Source organism: Streptomyces sp. 2-1 (assembly GCF_048564895.1).
In the GTDB taxonomy this organism is placed as follows: Bacteria; Actinomycetota; Actinomycetes; order Streptomycetales; family Streptomycetaceae; genus Streptomyces; species Streptomyces phaeochromogenes.
Window position 1 is genome coordinate 8,822,455 of the sequence record NZ_CP183383.1, and the last position, 18,839, is coordinate 8,841,293.

Below are 18,839 nucleotides of genomic sequence, written 5' to 3' on the forward strand. Positions count from 1 at the left end.
ATCCCGGGCTTCGCAGAGGGGGCCCGAGGGGTCCGGTGGACGGTGGTTCCGGCCCTCATGGCCCGTGTCCTGGGCTTTCGCGACAGGTGGTCGCTCATTCCCGAGGCTGCGTGTGGTGTTTCCGGAGGAAAACAAGGAGGTTGCTGATGCCCTCCATTCATACGAATCTACAAGATGCGCGCCCTGGCCAGCGAACTCCTTCATGGTTTCGGTGACTGACCCAGGTGCGGGACGGCGCTGTGTACTGATTTCAATCCACGTGAACAACGTATGAACGAGCCGGACCCGCCGCACACGAACTGGCTTGATCAGAACCATCCACGAGACGAAGAAGAGAGCCGGTCATGGACTTCCTTCGCCCCGCCAGCTGGGAGGAGGCGCTCGCCGCGAAGGCCGAGCACCCCACCGCTGTGCCGATTGCGGGTGGCACCGATGTGATGGTCGAGATCAACTTCGACCACCGCCGGCCCGAGTACCTGCTGGACCTGAACCGCATCGGCGAACTGGGTGAGTGGGAGGTCGGCGAGGAGTCCGTCCGCCTCGGCGCCTCGGTCCCGTACACGGCGATCATGGAGCAGCTGCGCGGCGAGCTGCCCGGCCTGGCCCTCGCCTCCCACACGGTGGCCTCCCCGCAGATCCGCAACCGCGGCGGCGTCGGCGGCAACCTCGGCACCGCCTCCCCGGCCGGCGACGCCCACCCCGCCCTCCTCGCGGCGGGCGCGGAGGTCGAGGCCGAGTCCGTACGGGGCACGCGCCTGATCCCGATCGACGCCTTCTACACCGGCGTGAAGCGCAACGCGCTCGCTCCCGACGAGCTCATCAGGGCCGTCCACATCAAGAAGGCCGACGGCCCGCAGCAGTACTCGAAGGTCGGCACCCGCAACGCCATGGTGATCGCGGTCTGCGCCTTCGGCCTGGCTCTGCACCCCGACACCCGCACGGTCCGCACCGGCATCGGCTCGGCCGCGCCCACGCCCGTACGGGCCAAGGCCGCCGAGGAGTTCCTGAACGCGGCGCTCGACGAGGGCGGCTTCTGGGACAACGGCAGGATCATCACCCCGTCGGTCGCCAAGCAGTTCGCCGAGCTGTGCTCGGCCGCCTGCAACCCGATCGACGACGTCCGGGGCACGGCGAGCTACCGCCGCCACGCGGTCGGCATCATGGCCCGCCGCACGCTGACCTGGACGTGGGAGTCGTACCGCGGCACCGCCGCCCATTCGGAGGGAGTCGCGTAATGCGCGTCAATTTCACGGTCAACGGCCGTCCGCAGGAAGCCGACGACGTCTGGGAGGGCGAGAGCCTGCTCTACGTCCTGCGTGAGCGCATGGGTCTTCCCGGCTCCAAGAACGCCTGCGAGCAGGGCGAGTGCGGCTCCTGCACGGTCCGCCTGGACGGCGTGCCGGTGTGTTCGTGTCTGGTCGCGGCCGGCCAGGTCGAGGGCCGCGAGGTCGTCACGGTCGAGGGCCTCGCCGACTTCGCCAAACAGCGCACGGAGCACGGGGGTTGCGCCTCCGGAGCCTGCGGTACGCCCCTGGACGCGGCCAAGCGGTGGGAGGCCAGGCCCTCCGACTCGCAGGCCGGCGAGGGCACCGAACTCTCCCCGATCCAGCAGGCGTTCATCGACGCCGGTGCCGTCCAGTGCGGCTTCTGCACGCCCGGCCTGCTGGTCGCCGCCGACGAGATGCTGGAGCGCAACCCGACCCCGAGCGACGCGGACATCCGCGAGGCGCTCTCGGGCAACCTCTGCCGCTGCACCGGCTACGAGAAGATCATGGACGCGGTCCGCCTGGCGGCCGCCCGACAGGGAGAGGCGGTCTGACGATGGCCGGCAAAAGCGCTCCCCTCGGGACGCCCACCAAGGTCACCCAGGGTTCCCGCACCAAGGGCGGCATCGGCGAGTCCACGCTCCGCCCGGACGGCATCCTCAAGGTCACCGGCGAATTCGCATACTCCTCGGACATGTGGCACGAGGACATGCTCTGGGGCCAGATCCTGCGCTCCACGGTCGCGCACGCCGAGATCGTCTCCATCGACACGGTCGAGGCGCTGAAGACCCCGGGCGTCTACGCCGTCATGACGTACGACGACCTGCCGACCGACGTGAAGAACTACGGCTTGGAGATCCAGGACACCCCGGTGCTCGCGCACGGCAAGGTCCGCCACCACGGCGAGCCGGTCGCGATCGTCGCCGCCGACCACCCGGAGACAGCCCGCCGAGCCGCCGCCAAGATCAAGGTCGAGTACCGCGAACTCCCGGTCATCACGGACGAGGCGTCCGCGACCGCACCCGACGCGATCCTCGTCCACGAGGGCCGCGACGACCACCACATCGGCCACGTCCCGCACCCGAACATCGTGCACCGCCAGCCGATCATTCGCGGTGATGTCGAGTCGGCCCGCGAGCGCGCCGACTTCATCGTCGAGGGCGAGTACACCTTCGGCATGCAGGACCAGGCCTTCCTCGGCCCCGAGTCCGGACTCGCCGTGCCCGCCGAGGACGGTGGCGTCGACCTCTACATCGCCACCCAGTGGCTGCACTCGGACCTCAAGCAGATCGCACCCGTCCTCGGCCTCCCCGAGGACAAGGTCCGTATGACGCTCTCCGGCGTCGGCGGCGCGTTCGGCGGTCGCGAGGACCTGTCGATGCAGATCCACGCCTGCCTGCTGGCCCTGCGCACCGGCAAGCCGGTCAAGATCGTCTACAACCGCTTCGAGTCCTTCTTCGGCCACGTCCACCGCCACCCCGCGAAGCTCCACTACGAGCACGGGGCGACCAAGGACGGCAAGCTCACGCACATGAAGTGCCGGATCGTCCTGGACGGCGGCGCCTACGCCTCCGCGTCCCCGGCGGTCGTCGGCAACGCGGCGTCCCTCGCGGTCGGCCCGTACGTGCTCGAGGACGTCGACATCGAATCGATCGCCCTCTACTCCAACAACCCGCCCTGCGGCGCCATGCGCGGCTTCGGCGCGGTCCAGGCGTGCTTCGCCTACGAGGCGCAGATGGACAAACTCGCCGACAAGGTGGGCATGGACCGGGTCGAGTTCCGCCAGCTCAACGCGATGTCGCAGGGCACGATCATGCCGACCGGCCAGCCGGTCGACTCCCCGGCCCCGGTCGCCGAACTCCTGCGCCGCGTCAAGGCGATGCCCCTGCCGCCGGAGCAGCAGTGGCTCGCGGCCGGCGAGGCGGCGGACGTCCGTCAACTGCCCGGCGGCCTCTCCAACACCACCCACGGCGAAGGCGTCGTACGAGGCATCGGCTACGCGGTCGGCATCAAGAACGTCGGCTTCTCCGAGGGCTTCGACGACTACTCGACGGCCAAGGTCCGTATGGAAGTTGTCGGCGGCGAGCCGGTGGCCACCGTCCACACCGCGATGGCTGAGGTCGGCCAGGGCGGCGTCACCGTCCACGCGCAGATCGCCCGCACCGAGCTGGGCGTCGCCCAGGTGACGATCCACCCGGCCGACACCCAGGTGGGCTCGGCCGGTTCGACCTCCGCGTCCCGTCAGACGTACGTCACCGGCGGCGCCGTCAAGAACTCCTGCGAGCTGGTCCGCGAGAAGGTCCTGGAGATCGGCCGCCGCAAGTTCGGTACGTACCACCCCGCCTGGGCCACCGCCGAACTGCTCCTGGAGGGCGGCAAGGTCGTCACCGACGGCGGCGAGGTACTGGCCGACCTGGTGGACGTACTCGAAGGCGAGGCCGTCGAGGTCGAGGAGGAGTGGCGGCACCGGCCGACCGAGCCCTTCGACCTCCGTACGGGCCAGGGCTTCGGCCATGTCCAGTACTCCTTCGCCGCCCACCGTGCGGTCGTAGAGGTGGACACCGAACTGGGCCTGGTGAAGGTCATCGAACTGGCCTGTGCCCAGGACGTCGGCAAGGCGCTCAACCCGCTGTCCGTCATCGGCCAGATCCAGGGCGGTACGACCCAGGGCCTGGGCATCGCGGTCATGGAGGAGATCATCGTCGACCCCAAGACGGCGAAGGTCAGGAACCCCTCCTTCACCGACTACCTCATCCCCACGATCCTCGACACGCCGACCATCCCCGTCGACGTGCTCGAACTCGCCGACGACCACGCGCCGTACGGGCTCCGTGGCATCGGCGAGGCACCGACTCTGTCGTCGACTCCGGCCGTGCTAGCGGCAATCCGGAACGCGACGGGCTTGGAGCTCAACAGGACGCCGGTCCGACCGGAACATCTCACCGGTACGGCATAGCGCCCCGCCGTTGTTGTGGGCAGGCGTTCCGCAGGGCGGAACGGGTGGGCACAACAACGGCACCCCCGGCACCGGGTGACCGTACGTCCAACGGCACCCCGGTACCGGTCCATGTGCAGCACCACGATTCGTTCGTCTCGGGCCGTCCCCCGGGTCGTGCGGCCGAAGCACCTTCCCAAATCCCGCACACGCCGAAGGCGACAGCGGGTGCCCCTGTGAACCTTGGGAGTAGGCCCACATGACCCAGCAGTCACTGGAGCCGAGGACCACCGCCGACGATGCGGGTGAAGGAACCCGTATCCCGGCCGGCAGGTCCTGGCTCGACCGGTACTTTCACATATCCAAGCGAGGAAGCTCGGTCGCGCGTGAGGTGCGCGGCGGCGTCACCACCTTCATGGCGATGGCGTACATCCTGCTGCTCAACCCCCTGATCCTGTCCGGCAAGGACGCGGCGGGGGACACGCTCGGCCAGAAGGCACTGATCACCGCGACCGCGTTCGCGGCGGCCTTCACCACGCTCCTGATGGGCTTCTTCGGCAAGGTGCCGCTCGCCCTGGCCGCCGGACTCTCCGTCTCCGGTGTCCTCTCCTCGCAGGTCGCACCCCAGATGACCTGGCCGCAGGCCATGGGCATGTGTGTGATGTACGGCGTCGTGATCATGCTCCTGGTGGTCACCGGGCTGCGCGAGATGATCATGAACGCGATCCCGCTGGCGCTGAAGCACGCGATCACCATGGGCATCGGCCTGTTCGTCGCCCTGATCGGCCTGGTGAAGGCGGGCTTCGTCCACCAGGGCAAGGCGACCCCGCTCTCCCTCGGCGCGACCGGCGAACTCGCCGGCTGGCCGGTCCTGCTCTTCGCCGTCACCCTGCTCGCCATCTTCATGCTCCAGGCACGCGGCATCCCCGGCGCGATCCTGATCGGCATCGTCGGCGGCACCGTACTCGCCGTCGTCCTCAACGCACTTGACGTCATCGACGCCAAGCAGTGGGCCAGCGGCGCGCCCGAGCTGCACGGCAGCGCGGTGTCCATGCCGGACTTCTCGATCTTCGGAGACGTGGAGTTCGGCGGCTGGAGCCAGGTCGGCGCGATGACGGTCGGCATGATCGTCTTCACGCTGGTCCTCGCCGGCTTCTTCGACGCGATGGCCACCATCATCGGCGTCGGCACCGAGGCCAAGCTGGCCGACGACAAGGGCCGGATGCCGGGCCTGTCCAAGGCGCTGTTCATCGACGGCGCGGGCGGTGCGATCGGCGGCGTCTCGGGCGCCTCGGGCCAGACGGTGTTCGTGGAGTCCGCGACGGGGGTCGGCGAAGGCGCCCGTACGGGCCTGTCCTCCGTCATCACGGGCCTGTTCTTCGCGGCCTGTCTCTTCTTCACCCCGCTGACGGCGATCGTGCCCGGCGAGGTCGCGGCCGCGGCCCTGGTCGTCATCGGCGCCATGATGATGATGAACGCCCGGCACGTCGACTGGGCCGACCGCGCCACCGCGATCCCCGTCTTCCTGACGGTCGTCATCATGCCGTTCACGTACTCCATCACCGCGGGCGTCGCGGCCGGAGTGATCAGTTACGTCGCCATCAAGGTCGCCCAGAGCAGGGCCCGGGAGATCGGGGCGTTCATGTGGGGCCTGACGGCAATCTTCATCGTCTACTTTGCCCTGAACCCGATCGAGAGCTGGATGGGCGTCCACTAGGCACCCGGTCACCCACGCACCCGCAGCCCTCCCCACAACCACCGTAAGGAGACCGAGACATGCTGGACATCGCCGAAGAGCTCCACCGGTGGGTCGAGCAGGGGCGCGACTTCGCCGTGGCCACCGTGGTGGCCGTCGGCGGCAGCGCACCTCGCCAGCCCGGTGCCGCCCTCGCGGTGGACACCGACGGCACGGCGATCGGCTCGGTCTCCGGCGGCTGTGTGGAGGGCGCGGTGTACGAGCTGTGCCAACAGGCGTTGGCGGACGGGAAACCGGTCCTCGAACGCTTCGGCTACAGCGACGAGGACGCTTTCGCGGTGGGCCTGACGTGCGGCGGGATCATCGACATCCTGGTGACCCCGGTGCGTACCTCGGACCCCTCCCGGGAGATCTTCGCCTCGGCCCTCGCCGCCGCCGCGTGTGGGGAGGCGGCGGCGGTGGCCCGCGTGGTGTCAGGCCCGACGGAACTCCTGGGCCGAGCCCTGCTGGTCCGCCCGGACGGCTCGTACGAGGGCGGATTCGGCGCCCACCCGGAACTGGACCGGACGGCCGTGGACGAGGCGCGCGCCTTCCTGGACGCGGGCCGCACGGGCACCCTGGAGATCGGTGACGGAGAGCAGGGCTCTCGCTGCGGAGCACCGCTCACACTCCTCATCGAATCATCGGTTCCGCCACCCAGGATGATCGTCTTCGGAGCGATCGACTTCGCCTCAGCCCTGGTCCGTATCGGCAAGTTCCTGAACTACCGCGTCACGGTGTGCGACGCCCGCCCGGTCTTCGCGACCTCGGCCCGCTTCCCGGAGGCGGACGAGATCGTGGTCGACTGGCCGCACCGCTACCTGGAGCACACCCAGGTGGACGCCCGCACGGTCCTGTGCGTCCTGACCCACGACGCCAAGTTCGACGTACCCCTCCTCCAACTGGCCCTCCGCCTCCCCGTGGCGTACGTCGGCGCGATGGGCTCCCGCCGTACCCACCTGGACCGCAACGAACGCCTCCGCGAAGTCGGCGTCACCGAGCTGGAGTTGACCCGGCTCAGGTCTCCCATCGGGCTGGACCTGGGTGCCCGTACGCCCGAGGAGACGGCCCTGTCCATCGCCTCGGAGATCGTCGCCAACAGGCGAGGCGGCACCGGAGTCTCACTGACCGGCGCCCACACGCCCATCCACCACGACGTGTCGTCGACACCGAAGCCCACCGCGAGGATCGGCTCGGTGGCCTGACACACGCCCACGCCCACGCGCACCAGCCCTGGTCGAGGTGCGAAACGCATCCGCTCGGACATGGGCGAGAGCGAGACGTGGATGAGAGTCAGACGTGGGTGGGAGCCAGACACGGGCGAGAGCCAGGCGTGGGTGGGAGTCAGACGTGGGCGAGGAGCCGTTCCAACGGCCGAGGTGTCCGCTCCAGATCCAGGCTCTCGACCATCCCGCGCGCGTACTGGGCCTTGCGACCACTGTGCGTCCCCAGGAACCTCCGCAGCTGCTGCTCCACGGTTCGCTCCCGCTGCGCGGGCTGATTCCGGAAGGTGCGGAACGGCCGTGATTCCCCCTGGTCCACCACGACCTGCTGTACGACCTCGACGCCCAGGGACCGGATCAACTCGTCCTCCAGATCCACGTCGCACACGTAGAAGCCGAGCGGTTCCAGCCCCTCGGGCGGGATGTCGGAACCGAGTCCGGCCCGCTCCAACGCCCGCCGGAAGAAGCGCTCCTCCCCGACGTCGCACAGGCCGGCCAGCCGCACGCCGAGCCCCTGGGGCCCGCACAGATCCACGAACCTGCCGACACTGGTCGCACCCCCGAGCGGCACGACCGACACACCCTCACTGTCCAGATCCCGCCCACGCCGCGCGGCCAAGGCCTCGACCGCGGCCTGATCACTGCCCCCTTCGACGAGCACGACCGTACGCAGTCCGACCCCGACCGCCAGCTCCCGCGCACTCTCCCCGGCAGCCGACGCCCCCACCCCGCCGGCCGCCCACTCGACAACGGCCCGACGGAATCGCTCCATGTCGCTCATGGGTCCCAGTCTCGCAACTCCACTCGGCCGCGTTCCACAGACTTTTCCTCAGCTCAGGGTCCGGGCGGCGTACGGGAGCGTGGCCGGTCGACCCGGACTCGCCGGGACCGCGCTGTTGGTGGGGGCTGGGATGGTGCCCCGTGAGCGAACTGGTTGAAGAACTGGGCGTCTGCGCGCCGGTATGAGCCCCCCCGCAGGACGTCAGGGCCGTGCCAGCAGCCGACGTACCGCCCGCCCGAACACCCGCCGTGCCACCCATCCCACCAAGGGATCAAAAATCCGGGGCACCCCCCAAACCCTCAACTCCTCCCGCCACACCACCCGTGAACCACCGCCCGCCCCCGGACGCACCTCGATCTCGGCCCACCCGGTGACAAAGTTGCCCCGTTTGACGAGCCGACAGAACCCGGCCCGCTCTCCCAGAGGTGGCCGCCACACGGCAACCTCCATGGGGTCATCAAAGGCAAGGGCCCCGACCCCGGACCGGGCAACGAACACGGTGCCCACGCCACCCCCCGCTGCCTCGACGACAGTGATCCGGGTCAGCGGCACCACATCCGCATGCCGCTCCCACACGGTGAGCCGCCGCCACGCCTCGCTGGTACCCAGCACGCTGTCCCGCCGCACAACAAAGAGAGCCACACCAGGACGGTATGCCTGCCGACCGGCGAGCGGGATGAGGTGGGTCGTCCGAGCCGGGTCGTCCGAGGCGGGCCGTCCTAGACGAGACCCGGGCGTGCCGAAGGGCGCAGGCCCCCACCCGCATGTGGCGCGGCTCGACCCCGAGCTCGGGAGGCGTGCATCTCGTCCATCTGCGCGGCTGACTGCGCCGACAGGCCCCGCCGCCATCACCGTAAATCCGATGACATTGAGTGTCATCACTAGGATGAGTGACATGGGTCGATGGATGCCGGACGCAGCGGGCCGACTGTCGCGGGCCGCGCTTGAGCTGTACGAGGAGCGTGGCTTCGAGGACACCACGGTCGCCGAGATCGCCGAGCGGGCAGGTCTGACGAAGCGGACGTTCTTCCGTCACTTCCCCGACAAGCGCGAGGTGCTGTTCCCGCTCTCGGCCCGGATCCACCAGGTGATCGTCGACGCCATGGCCGCCGCCCCGGCCGACCTCTCGCCGCTCGCCGTCGTCCTGGAGGGGTACGGCGCCGCCGTGGACATGGTGAACACGGGGCATGCGCAGGCCCGCCGTCGCCGAGCCGTCATCGTGGCCAACCCGGAGCTTCGGGAACGAGAGCTGACCAAGTTCGCGGGCACCAGTGCGGCCGTGACCGAGGCGTTGTGCGAGCGCGGTGTCGCGCCGCAGGCCGCCTTCCTGACCGCCGCCGCGGGTGCCGCCGCTTGGAGAGCCGCGCGCGAACGCTGGATCGAGGGTCCGGAGACACAGGACCTGCACGCCCTGCTGCGTGAATCCGTGGAGGAGCTCAGGGCCGCGGTCGCGGCCCCGCTCGCACCGTAGGACACAGACACAGCCGCAGGTGCCGGTACAGGCGCGCCTCTCCCTTCGCTCTCGTCATCCATGACACCTGGTGTCATCACTGTTACGATGACACCAGGTGTCATCACATGCCACGTGTTCGACCGGGAGGGTGCATCGCGCATGTCGGAAACGTTCGACGAAGCAACCACGCTCAAACGACGAACCTTCGTCGCGGCTTCGACAGCGGTGGCCGGTCTGCCTCTGCTGACCTCGGATCGCCTGCCCACAGTGACAGCCGCAGCCGCACCCGCGCCGGCCGACCGACTCTCCACCGTCCGTCTCACGGTCAACGGCGAGCAGCGCACCGCCCAGGTCGACAACCGCACCTCACTCCTCGACCTCCTCCGCGAGCACCTGGACCTCCCCGGTACGAAGAAGGGCTGCGACCAGGGCGCCTGCGGAGCCTGCACGGTGCTCGTGGACGACCGGCGGGCGAACGCCTGTCTCACCCTCGCCGTGATGCATCAGGGCGCGCGCGTCACCACGATCGAAGGGCTCGCCCGAGGCCGGGGCGAGCAACTGCACCCGCTGCAACAGGCGTTCATCGACCACGACGGCCTCCAGTGCGGCTACTGCACGCCGGGGCAGGTCATGTCCGGCGTCGCCTGTATCGCCGAGGGCCACACCGGCTCCCGGGCGGAGATCCGCGAGTGGATGAGCGGCAACCTCTGCCGGTGCGGGGCGTACACGAACATCGTCTCCGCCATCGAGCAGACCGCCAGGGAGGCCTGACCGCATGCATCCCTTCGCCTTCAGCCGCGCCTCCACCATCACCGCCGCGCTCAACGCCGGTGCCCGCGACGGCCGTTACATCGCAGGCGGGACCACACTGATCGACCTCATGCGGGAGACCGTCGAGCGCCCCGCGCACGTGGTCGACATCAACGCGCTGCCGTACAAGGACATCACCGTCACCCGACAAGGGCTGCACGTCGGTTCCCTGGTCCGGATGAGCGAGCTCGCCGCGCATCCGGAGGTGCGCGACACCTACCCGCTCCTCTCACAGGCCCTCGAACTCGGCGCCTCGGCCCAGCTGCGCAACATGGCCTCCATCGGGGGCAACATCATGCAGCGGCCCCGCTGTCCGTACTTCCGGGACGTCCACTCCGCGTGCAACCGCCGTGACCCGGGCTCGGGCTGCGACGCCCGGCACGGAGACAACCGTATGCAGGCGATCCTGGGGACAAGCTCCCACTGCGTGGCAACTCACCCCTCCGACCTGGCAGTTGCCCTCGTGGCGCTGGACGCGGTGATCCACGTACGGAGCCTCGACGGCACCCGCTCCATCCCGGTCCAGGACTTCTTCCTCCGCCCCGGAGACACACCGCAGAAGGAACACTCGCTCAGGTCCGGCGAACTCATCACCTCCCTCACCGTCCCCGCGGGAGCGCACACCCGCCGCTCGGGCTATCTGAAGGTCCGCGACCGACAGTCGTACGAGTTCGCCCTCGCGTCCGCGGCGGTGGCGCTGGACATCAGGGGCGGCGTGGTGCGGGGCGCCAGGGTGGCCGTCGGCGGTGTGGGGACCGTGCCGTGGCGGCTGCCCAAGGTGGAGCAGGAGCTCGTCGGCAAGCGGCCGGGGCGCCGGACGTGGACGGCTGCCGCGGCCCACGCGGCCGAGGGCGCCGTACCGCTGTCGGAGAACGCCTTCAAGGTGAGGCTGGTCGAACGGACAGTGCGCCGCCAGCTCATGACGATCGGAGGACAGTGATGGCGACGACCGCCGTCGGGCAGCCGCTCTCCCGCGTCGACGCCCGCCGCAAGGTGACCGGCACGGCCACCTACTCGGCCGAGCACCGCATCGAGGGCTTGTTGTACGGCGTGATCGTCAACGGCACGGTGGCCCGCGGCACGGTGAGCCGGATCTCGGTGGACGCGGCGCTCGGCCACCCGGGCGTCCTGCGGGTCCTGACCGACTTCGGCAAGCTGCAGCTGGCTCACCCGGTCGACCGACTCGCCTTCTACGGCCAGCCCATCGCGGTCGTCGTCGCGGAGACCCTGGAGGCGGCGACCCATGGCGCCTCGCTGGTCGAGGCGACATACGAACGGCAGGACGCGGTAACCGACTTCGACGACCCTGACATCCCCTCGCAGACACCCGAGGACGAGCCCGACTACAGCCGAGGCGACCCGGCGGGCGCGCTGGCTTCGGCGCAGGTGAAGGTGGACCTGGAACTCACCAGCGCCCGCGAGAACCACAACCCCATCGAACTGCCCTCGACCATCGCCCGGTGGCAGGACGGACGGCTGACACTCTGGGACAAGACCCAGTGGTCACAGGGCGCCGCGCGCACGGTGGCCGGCGCGCTCGGCATCGCCGTCACCGACGTACGCGTGCACAACGAGTTCCTGGGCGGAGGCTTCGGCAGCGGAATCCAGACCTACGACCACGTCGTCCTGGCCGCGTTCGCCGCGCGTGAGGTCAACCGGCCCGTCAAGGTGGTGCTGACCAGGCGTCAGTTCTATTACGGCACCGGGTTCCGGCCGGCCAGTCGGCACCGGATGGCCCTCGGCAGCACTGCGGCCGGGCGCGTCAGCGCTCTCGTCTACGAGGTCCGTATCGAGAACGCGCGCTACCGGACCTACACGGACGGCCTGACCGACCTGCCGAAGTTCCTCTACGGCGTCCCCAACACCAGTACCGCTTACCGGATCACGCCCATCGACGTCCACTCTCCGGCCTCCATGCGAGGCCCAGGCGTGGTGCTCGGCAACTTCGCCCTGGAAACGGCGATGGACCAGCTCGCGCACGAACTGGCCGTGGATCCGGTCGAGTTGCGGCTGCGCAACGAGCCGACCCAGGACGAGGTCTCCCAACTCCCCTTCTCCACCCGGAAGCTACGCGAGTGCTACCAGACGGGCGCACGCCGCTTCGGCTGGTCCCGCAGGCGCGCCAAGCCGGGTTCGCGCACTGAAGGCGACCTGCTCATCGGCATGGGGATGGCCACCGCGAGCTATCACAACAACCGACGCGACTCCAGCGCAAGGGCCCGGATCCACGCCGACGGCACCGCCGAAGTCTTCGCGGCCTCCGCGGACATGGGCCCCGGCACCACCACCTCGGTCATGCAGGTCGCCGCGGACGCCCTGGGACTGCCCGCCTCGGCGGTCACCGTCCGGCTGGGCGACTCCAGCTACCCCACCGCACCCCTGCACGCGGCGGCCTGCACCATGGCGAGCGTGGGCTCGGCCGCGCACACCACCTGCAACGCGCTGAAGGCGGAGTTCATCCGCAGGGCGGTGGCGGACCCCAACTCCCCTCTCCACGGCGCGAATCCGGCGGACGTGCAGGTGCGCGACGGCCAACTGGAGACATCCGGTGCTCGCGACACCTACCGGGACATCCTGCGCCGAGCCGGCCTGCCCAGCCTCGACATCACCGGCAACTGGGGCCCGGGCGACGCCGATTCAAGGATCTCCACCTACGGCTACGGTGCCGTCTTCGCCGAGGTCTCCGTCGACCCCCTCCTCGGCCTCGTCCGCGTACGACGGATCTTCGCGGCATACGACGTAGGACGGGTGATCAGCCCCAAGCTCGCCCACAGCCAGGCCATCGGCGGCATGGTCGGCGGCATCGGCATGGCCCTCCTCGAAGGCACCGTCACCGACCACCGCGACGGCCGCATCGTCAACGCGAGCCTCGCCGACTATCTGGTGCCAGTGAACGCGGACGTCCTCGACCTCGACGCCGCCTTCATCAACACCGAGGACCCGCAGGCCGACCCGATCGGTGTGAAGGGACTCGGCGAGATCACCATCGTCGGGGTGGCACCCGCCATCGGCAACGCGGTCTTCAACGCGACGGGCAAACGCCTGACGGACCTACCGATCCGTCCTGAAGCACTACTCTGACCCACCAACTTTGACGCACATGGAAACCGCCTGAACCAGTGAAGGGCCGTACCTAGGGCCGTACCTACAGCGCAGCCCTCCGCCGCACCAACCCACCCGGGGGCGGGGCCGTGCCGGTGTGTCACGTTCGCGACGTACGGCTCCCGCTGGAAACCTCACCTCGAAACTCAGGGCAGTACGCCCGGAGGTCGCGAACGGACACACCGGCACGGCCCCGCCCCCGCCCCGCCACCCACCGGACCGGAAGCGCCCGACCCTGATCCACCGCTCACACGTCCAACAGATCCCGCACCCGAACAGGCAGCCCGGTCTCGAACGACTCATTGGCGGCCAGCCCGGTGACCAAAGACCGCGCCCCGTCAACCGCGTCGGCCGCCCGCCCCAAGGCATCCCCACCGGACCGGGGCCCGAACAGATCGGCCAGCATCCGCACATCCCCACCCCCATGCCCGCCCTCGGCGGCACCCTCCCCGCCCCCGACCTTCACCTCACGAGGCCGCTCCCAGAACCGCCGCAACAACAACTCCGTACGCCCGGCGTCGTCCCCGACAGCCGACCCATGCATGACAGGACTCGCCCCGTCGTCGCGTACATCGGGCCGCGTCCACGTCGACTCCTCCACCAACAACTCCAGCCGCCCCTCGCTCCCGTTGAAGGCGACGCGATACCCCTCCCAGGGGGAGTAGGCGGTCAAGTGATACGTCAGGGACGCCCCGGACGCGTACCGCACCAGCACAGCCATGTCGTCCTCGATGCTCACCCCGGACCCGAACACGTTCTGGTCCCGGTGATACCCGTCCTCGGCCTCCGCCTCCAGGTAGAGCGCACGCAGCACGTCCGAGTCCGCAAGCCGCACCGCAAACGGATCGCCCTCCGCAGCGGCAGACCCATGAGCCCGGGCATAGGGCCGGGCAAGCCCCCGCCGCTTCCCGGCCTCCTCGCCGTAGAAGAACAGCCCGCCCTGCGCGAACACGGTCTCCGGCTCCGTACCCAACCACCAGTTGACCAGGTCGAAGTGATGTGTGGCCTTGTGCACCATCAGCCCGCCGGAGTTGGCCTTGTCCCGGTGCCAGCGCCGGAAGTAGTCGGCACCGTGCCGCAGATCGAGCAGCCACTCGAAGTGCACCGACCCGACCTCACCGATCTCCCCGGCCGCGATGACTTCACGTACGGCCGAATGCACCGGGTTGTAGCGGTAGTTGAAGGCCACCCGCACATCACCCCCGCTCCGCCGCCGAGCATCGAGAATGCGGCGGGCCTTGTCGGCGTCCGTGGTCATCGGCTTCTCCGTGACGACGTCGCACCCCGCCTCCAGCGCCCGCACGATGTAGTCGTCATGGGTGCGGTCGACACTGCACACCACAACGAGATCCACCCGCTCGCGCCGCAGCATCACCTCGAAGTCCTCGGCGGCGTAAGCGGGCACGGGCCCCCGCCCGGGATGATCGGTCGCGATCCACCCGTTGTGGACGGCCATACGACGGGCATTGACGTCACAGAAACCCACCAACTCGATCCGGTCCGAGTACGGCCCGGTGAGCGCCTCGGTGAACATCCGCGCCCGGGCCCCCAGCCCCACCACGGCACAACGACGACGCCTCCCCGCGACGGACGAGGCGGAAGCGGTGGACGAGGCGGAAACGGCGGACGAGGCGAAAGAGCCGGTCGCGACGGACGCGGCGGACGAGCCGGAAGAGCCGGTCGCGACAGAAGCGATGCACGGGTCTTGTTCTGACATCAGGACCTTCCCTAGGGTCGCATCAGGGGGGTGGAAGCGCTTTCTAGCGAAAGAGGTGACCCACTCATGCCCGGAAACAGGACAAGGAAGTCCTGGCCGCCCCGCAGGACCGCCAAGTCCCGGCCGTCCCGCACGGCGGCGGCGGTCCTGGCGCTTTGCGCGACGGCGGCGGCGCTCGCCGGCTGCTCGGACACGGGCGAGTCGACCAGCGCGGGCGGCACGGTCTCGCTGCGCTACACCTGGTGGGGCAACCCGGACAGGGCGGCCCGAACCCAGGAGGCCGTCGACCTCTTCGAGAAGAAACATCCGGGCATAGAGGTGCAAACCTCCTTCGCCGGATACGAACCGTACAAGCAGAAGCTCGCCACGCAGGCGGCCGGCGGTGACGCCCCCGACGTGATGCAGCTCGACTACCGGATGATCGACCAGTACGCGTCCGGCGGTGTCCTCCTCGACCTCGGCGAGCAGCGGTCCGTCCTCAAGACGGGGGAGTTCGAGCCGGGTCTGCTGGCCACCGGCAAGGTGGACGGAAAGCTGTACGCCATCCCGCAGGGCCGCGGCACCGAGACGATGGTGTACGACACCACGAAGTGGAAGGCCGCCGGACTCGAACCGCCCGAGCAGGGCTGGACCTGGACCGACTGGGCCGACGCCATGCGCGAGCTGGCCGAGAAGACCGGCGAGCCCGGCGGCACCGACCCCGGGCAGAGCGAGGACGCCTTCGAGATCTGGCTGCGCGGCCAGGGCAAGTCCCTCTACACGGAGGACAATCGCCTCGGCTTCACCGCCGACGACCTCACACGCTGGTGGACGTTCACCGACAAGCTGCGGCGCGAGGGCGCGGTCTCGTCCGCCGAGCAGACGACACAGCTCGACGGGTCGGTCGAGAACACCCCGCTGGGCCGCGGCACGGCCGTCTCCGAGATGAACTGGGACGCCCCGGCGAGCGGTTACCTCGTCCTCGTCCCGGACGGGATCTCGCTCGCCCCCATGCCGTCGAACGAGGACGGTACGCCCGGCCAGTACTTCAAGCCCTCCATGTTCATGGGCGTCGCCGCCGACACGGGCCACCCCAAGGAATCCGCCCAGCTCGTCGACTTCATGCTCAACGACAGGGAGGCGGCGAAGATCGTCGGCGCGAGCCGCGGCATCCCGGTCAACGAGTCGATCCGCGACGAGATCTCCTCGGACCTGAAGGACTTCGACAAGACCATCTACGAGTACCAGGCGCCCTTCGAAGGCAAGCTCAACGCCCCGCCCCAGGCGCCCCCTTCGGGAGACAGCGCCCTGCAGACCACCTTCCAGCGGGACTACGACCAGGTGTCGTACGAGCGGCTGTCGCCCCGCGAGGCGGCCGAGGACTACATCACCGAGGCGAAGGCGGAGCTGAGGTCATGACCACTACCGAGATACCGGCGGCCGCCCGCACAGGGAAGCCCTCCGCACCACCGAAGCGACCCGGAAAGCGCCAACGCGAGGGCGCCGCCTGGGTGTTCCTCTCCCCGTGGGTCCTGGGCGCCGCCGTACTGACCCTGCTCCCGATGGCCGTCTCGCTCTATCTCTCCTTCACGGACTACGACTTGTTCAACCCGCCCCAGTGGGTGGGCCTGCGCAACTACACGCAGATGTTCACCGAGGACCCGCGCTACTGGCGCTCGGTGGTCGCGACCCTGACGTACGTGGTCATCGCCGTCCCCCTGCAACTGGGCCTGGCCCTCGTCGTGGCGCTCGCCCTGAAGAGCATGAGGCGCGGCAAGGGCTTCTACCGCTCCGCCTTCTACGCGCCCTCGCTGCTCGGCACCTCGATGTCCATCGCCCTTGTGTGGCGGGCCATCTTCAACGACGGCGGTACGGTCGACAACCTCCTCGGCACCGGTGGCTGGGTCAACAAGCCCGGCTGGGCACTCTTCACGGTCGCCCTGCTGACGGTGTGGCAGTTCGGCGCCCCCATGGTCATCTTCCTCGCCGGACTCCAGCAGATCCCCACGGAGCTGTACGAGGCGGCGGCCGTGGACGGGGCGAGCCGCTGGCGCCAGTTCCTGTCCATCACCGTCCCCATGCTCTCCCCGGTGATCTTCTTCAACCTGGTGCTCCAGACCATCCAGGCCTTCCAGGTCTTCACTCCGGCGTTCGCGGTGAGCGCGGGCAAGGGCGGCCCCGCCGACTCGACGCTCTTCTACACCCTCTACCTCTACGACCGCGGCTTCGTCGCCTCCCACATGGGCTACGCCTCCGCGATGGCCTGGACCCTGCTCCTCGTCATCGGCGCGGTCACCGCCGTGCTGTTCCGGACCTCGCGCTCCTGGGTCTTCTACGCGTCCGAGGGGGACCGATGACCACCTCAACCGTCGTCGTGTACGCAAGCCCGTTGCCTGGCGCCGCGTCGCCCTGCACCTCGGCTGCCTGGCCGCGCTGCTCGTGATGCTGTACCCGCTGGCCTGGCTGCTCGCGACCTCGCTCAAGCCCGCCGACGAGGTCATCGCCAGCCTCGACCTGCTGCCCAGCAGCCTGGAATGGTCCAACTACACGACCGCCCTCGACGGCGTGAACGACGTCTCCGTGTGGCAGCTGCTCGGCAACTCGCTGTTCATCGCGGGCGGCGCGGTCGTCGGGAACGTACTGAGCTGCTCACTGGCCGCGTACGCCTTCGCCCGGCTGCGATTCCGCTTCCGCGGCCCGCTCTTCGCGTTCATGATCGCGACGATCATGCTGCCGCACCACGCCGTGCTGATCCCGCAGTACATCATCTTCAACCAGCTCGGCATGGTGAACACCTACTGGCCGCTGATCCTGCCCAAGTTCCTTGCCACGGAGGCCTTTTTCGTCTTCCTCATCGTGCAGTTCATGCGCGGGCTGCCGCGCGAACTGGAGGAGGCGGCGCGGATCGACGGCTGCGGCCCGTTCAGGAGCTTCTTCCTGGTGATCCTCCCGCTGACCCGTCCGGCACTCATCACCACCGCGATCTTCACCTTCATCTGGACCTGGAACGACTTCTTCACCCAGCTGATCTACCTCTTCTCGCCGGAGAAGTTCACGCTCACGCTGGCGCTCAGGTCGTTCGTGGACGCGTCCAGCCAGTCCGCGTTCGGTCCGATGTTCGCCATGTCGGTGATCGCCCTCCTCCCGATCGTCCTGTTCTTCCTCGCCTTCCAGCGGTTCCTGGTCGAGGGCATGGCGAACTCCGGGATCAAGGGATGAGCGCCGGACAGGCCCGCGAGACGGGCGAGATCTTCGGTCCGCGCATGACGCTGTTCGCGGACGTCCTGAGCGTCGGCGTCTGTACCGCCCTCGTGTCGCTGCCGGTCGTCACCATCCCGGCGGCACTCTCCACGGCGTGCGCGGTCCTGCGCGGCGCCCGCGAGGACCAACCGGCCACGGCGGGGCGGTACTTGGCGATGCTACGGCGACGCCTGCGCGTCGGGGACCTCGCAGCCGGGGCGCTGTCCCTGGCCGGCGCCCTGCTGCTCTGGGCGGACCTCGCGCTGGCCCGCGCCGGACTGCCGGGTGCCCCACTGTTCGCGATCGTCGCCGCCGCCATCGGTGCGTACGCGGCCGTCGTGGGCCTTCGCGCCTGCGGGCGCCCCGAGTCGCTCACCGACTGGCGGGCGGCCGTGACCGGGGCCGCCCGGGACTCCGTACGGGACGTGGGCGGCAGCGTGCTCGCCGTCGCGGCGGCCGTGTTGTGCGCGTGGATGATGCTGCCGCTGGCGTTCCTGGCGCCGGGACCGCTGGCGCTGGCGCTCACGGCGGTCGACGTACGGATGCAGCACCGGCCAGGAGGGACGACAGCACTGCCCGAGTGACGTACGCCACAGGGC

Annotated in this window: 16 protein-coding genes; 13 read left to right on the forward strand and 3 right to left on the reverse strand. The window is 69.5% G+C overall.

Annotated features, from left to right (window positions below; translation table 11 throughout):
- Nucleotides 1-344: 344 nt before the first annotated feature.
- The 5 genes from ACN20J_RS38800 (at nucleotide 345) to ACN20J_RS38820 (ending at nucleotide 7,140) form a co-directional block, all read left to right on the forward strand.
- A complete protein-coding gene (locus tag ACN20J_RS38800; RefSeq protein ID WP_190227069.1) occupies nucleotides 345-1,235 on the forward strand; it encodes an FAD binding domain-containing protein in 891 nt (296 codons plus the stop codon).
- The gene (locus ACN20J_RS38805; RefSeq protein WP_190227070.1) at nucleotides 1,235-1,819 is read left to right on the forward strand and encodes a (2Fe-2S)-binding protein; all 585 of its coding nucleotides are present in this window, start codon (nucleotides 1,235-1,237) and stop codon (nucleotides 1,817-1,819) included. Before ACN20J_RS38800 ends, ACN20J_RS38805 begins: the two co-directional genes overlap by 1 nt.
- Before the next feature lie 2 nt (nucleotides 1,820-1,821).
- Nucleotides 1,822-4,221 (forward strand): xanthine dehydrogenase family protein molybdopterin-binding subunit, encoded by a 2,400-nt coding sequence (locus ACN20J_RS38810; RefSeq protein ID WP_190227071.1) that lies wholly within the window; start codon nucleotides 1,822-1,824, stop codon nucleotides 4,219-4,221.
- Nucleotides 4,222-4,459: 238 nt separating this feature from the next.
- Complete coding sequence (locus ACN20J_RS38815; RefSeq protein WP_189840758.1) at nucleotides 4,460-5,917, forward strand: NCS2 family permease; 1,458 nt, start codon at nucleotides 4,460-4,462, stop codon at nucleotides 5,915-5,917.
- 59 nt (nucleotides 5,918-5,976) lie between these two features.
- Nucleotides 5,977-7,140, forward strand: a complete 1,164-nt coding sequence (locus tag ACN20J_RS38820; protein ID WP_189840759.1) for an XdhC family protein — start codon at nucleotides 5,977-5,979, stop codon at nucleotides 7,138-7,140.
- Between the two features lie 139 nt (nucleotides 7,141-7,279).
- Here the strand turns inward: ACN20J_RS38820 and ACN20J_RS38825 are convergent, their stop codons facing one another.
- Nucleotides 7,280-7,939: an ATP-dependent endonuclease gene (locus ACN20J_RS38825; protein ID WP_189840760.1), complete on the reverse strand. Its 660-nt coding sequence runs from the start codon at nucleotides 7,937-7,939 to the stop codon at nucleotides 7,280-7,282.
- 201 nt (nucleotides 7,940-8,140) lie between these two features.
- On the reverse strand, nucleotides 8,141-8,581 hold the full coding sequence (locus ACN20J_RS38830) for an SRPBCC family protein (protein ID WP_246574891.1): 441 nt from the start codon (nucleotides 8,579-8,581) through the stop codon (nucleotides 8,141-8,143).
- Between the two features lie 253 nt (nucleotides 8,582-8,834).
- On the opposite strand from ACN20J_RS38830, the gene ACN20J_RS38835 reads away from it, so the two are divergent.
- The 4 genes from ACN20J_RS38835 to ACN20J_RS38850 all read left to right on the forward strand — a co-directional run bounded on the left by ACN20J_RS38835 (nucleotide 8,835) and on the right by ACN20J_RS38850 (nucleotide 13,283).
- Complete coding sequence (locus ACN20J_RS38835; RefSeq protein ID WP_419667710.1) at nucleotides 8,835-9,410, forward strand: TetR family transcriptional regulator; 576 nt, start codon at nucleotides 8,835-8,837, stop codon at nucleotides 9,408-9,410.
- Nucleotides 9,411-9,551: 141 nt separating this feature from the next.
- Nucleotides 9,552-10,163 (forward strand): (2Fe-2S)-binding protein, encoded by a 612-nt coding sequence (locus tag ACN20J_RS38840; protein ID WP_189840764.1) that lies wholly within the window; start codon nucleotides 9,552-9,554, stop codon nucleotides 10,161-10,163.
- Nucleotides 10,164-10,167: 4 nt separating this feature from the next.
- Nucleotides 10,168-11,142, forward strand: coding sequence for an FAD binding domain-containing protein (locus ACN20J_RS38845; protein ID WP_189840765.1), 975 nt, complete (start codon nucleotides 10,168-10,170; stop codon nucleotides 11,140-11,142).
- The gene (locus ACN20J_RS38850; RefSeq protein WP_419667711.1) at nucleotides 11,142-13,283 is read left to right on the forward strand and encodes a xanthine dehydrogenase family protein molybdopterin-binding subunit; all 2,142 of its coding nucleotides are present in this window, start codon (nucleotides 11,142-11,144) and stop codon (nucleotides 13,281-13,283) included. The genes ACN20J_RS38845 and ACN20J_RS38850 overlap by 1 nt, the downstream gene beginning before the upstream one ends.
- Before the next feature lie 268 nt (nucleotides 13,284-13,551).
- Here ACN20J_RS38850 and ACN20J_RS38855 read toward each other — a convergent pair whose 3' ends face one another.
- The gene (locus tag ACN20J_RS38855) at nucleotides 13,552-15,021 is read right to left on the reverse strand and encodes a Gfo/Idh/MocA family protein (RefSeq protein ID WP_190227078.1); all 1,470 of its coding nucleotides are present in this window, start codon (nucleotides 15,019-15,021) and stop codon (nucleotides 13,552-13,554) included.
- 66 nt (nucleotides 15,022-15,087) lie between these two features.
- On the opposite strand from ACN20J_RS38855, the gene ACN20J_RS38860 reads away from it, so the two are divergent.
- The 4 genes from ACN20J_RS38860 to ACN20J_RS38875 all read left to right on the forward strand — a co-directional run bounded on the left by ACN20J_RS38860 (nucleotide 15,088) and on the right by ACN20J_RS38875 (nucleotide 18,824).
- On the forward strand, nucleotides 15,088-16,419 hold the full coding sequence (locus ACN20J_RS38860; RefSeq protein WP_419667712.1) for an ABC transporter substrate-binding protein: 1,332 nt from the start codon (nucleotides 15,088-15,090) through the stop codon (nucleotides 16,417-16,419).
- Nucleotides 16,416-17,357: a carbohydrate ABC transporter permease gene (locus ACN20J_RS38865; RefSeq protein ID WP_190227080.1), complete on the forward strand. Its 942-nt coding sequence runs from the start codon at nucleotides 16,416-16,418 to the stop codon at nucleotides 17,355-17,357. Before ACN20J_RS38860 ends, ACN20J_RS38865 begins: the two co-directional genes overlap by 4 nt.
- An 85-nt stretch (nucleotides 17,358-17,442) precedes the next feature.
- Complete coding sequence (locus ACN20J_RS38870) at nucleotides 17,443-18,219, forward strand: carbohydrate ABC transporter permease (RefSeq protein WP_419667713.1); 777 nt, start codon at nucleotides 17,443-17,445, stop codon at nucleotides 18,217-18,219.
- The gene (locus tag ACN20J_RS38875) at nucleotides 18,216-18,824 is read left to right on the forward strand and encodes a hypothetical protein (protein WP_419667714.1); all 609 of its coding nucleotides are present in this window, start codon (nucleotides 18,216-18,218) and stop codon (nucleotides 18,822-18,824) included. Before ACN20J_RS38870 ends, ACN20J_RS38875 begins: the two co-directional genes overlap by 4 nt.
- Nucleotides 18,825-18,839: the final 15 nt, after the last annotated feature.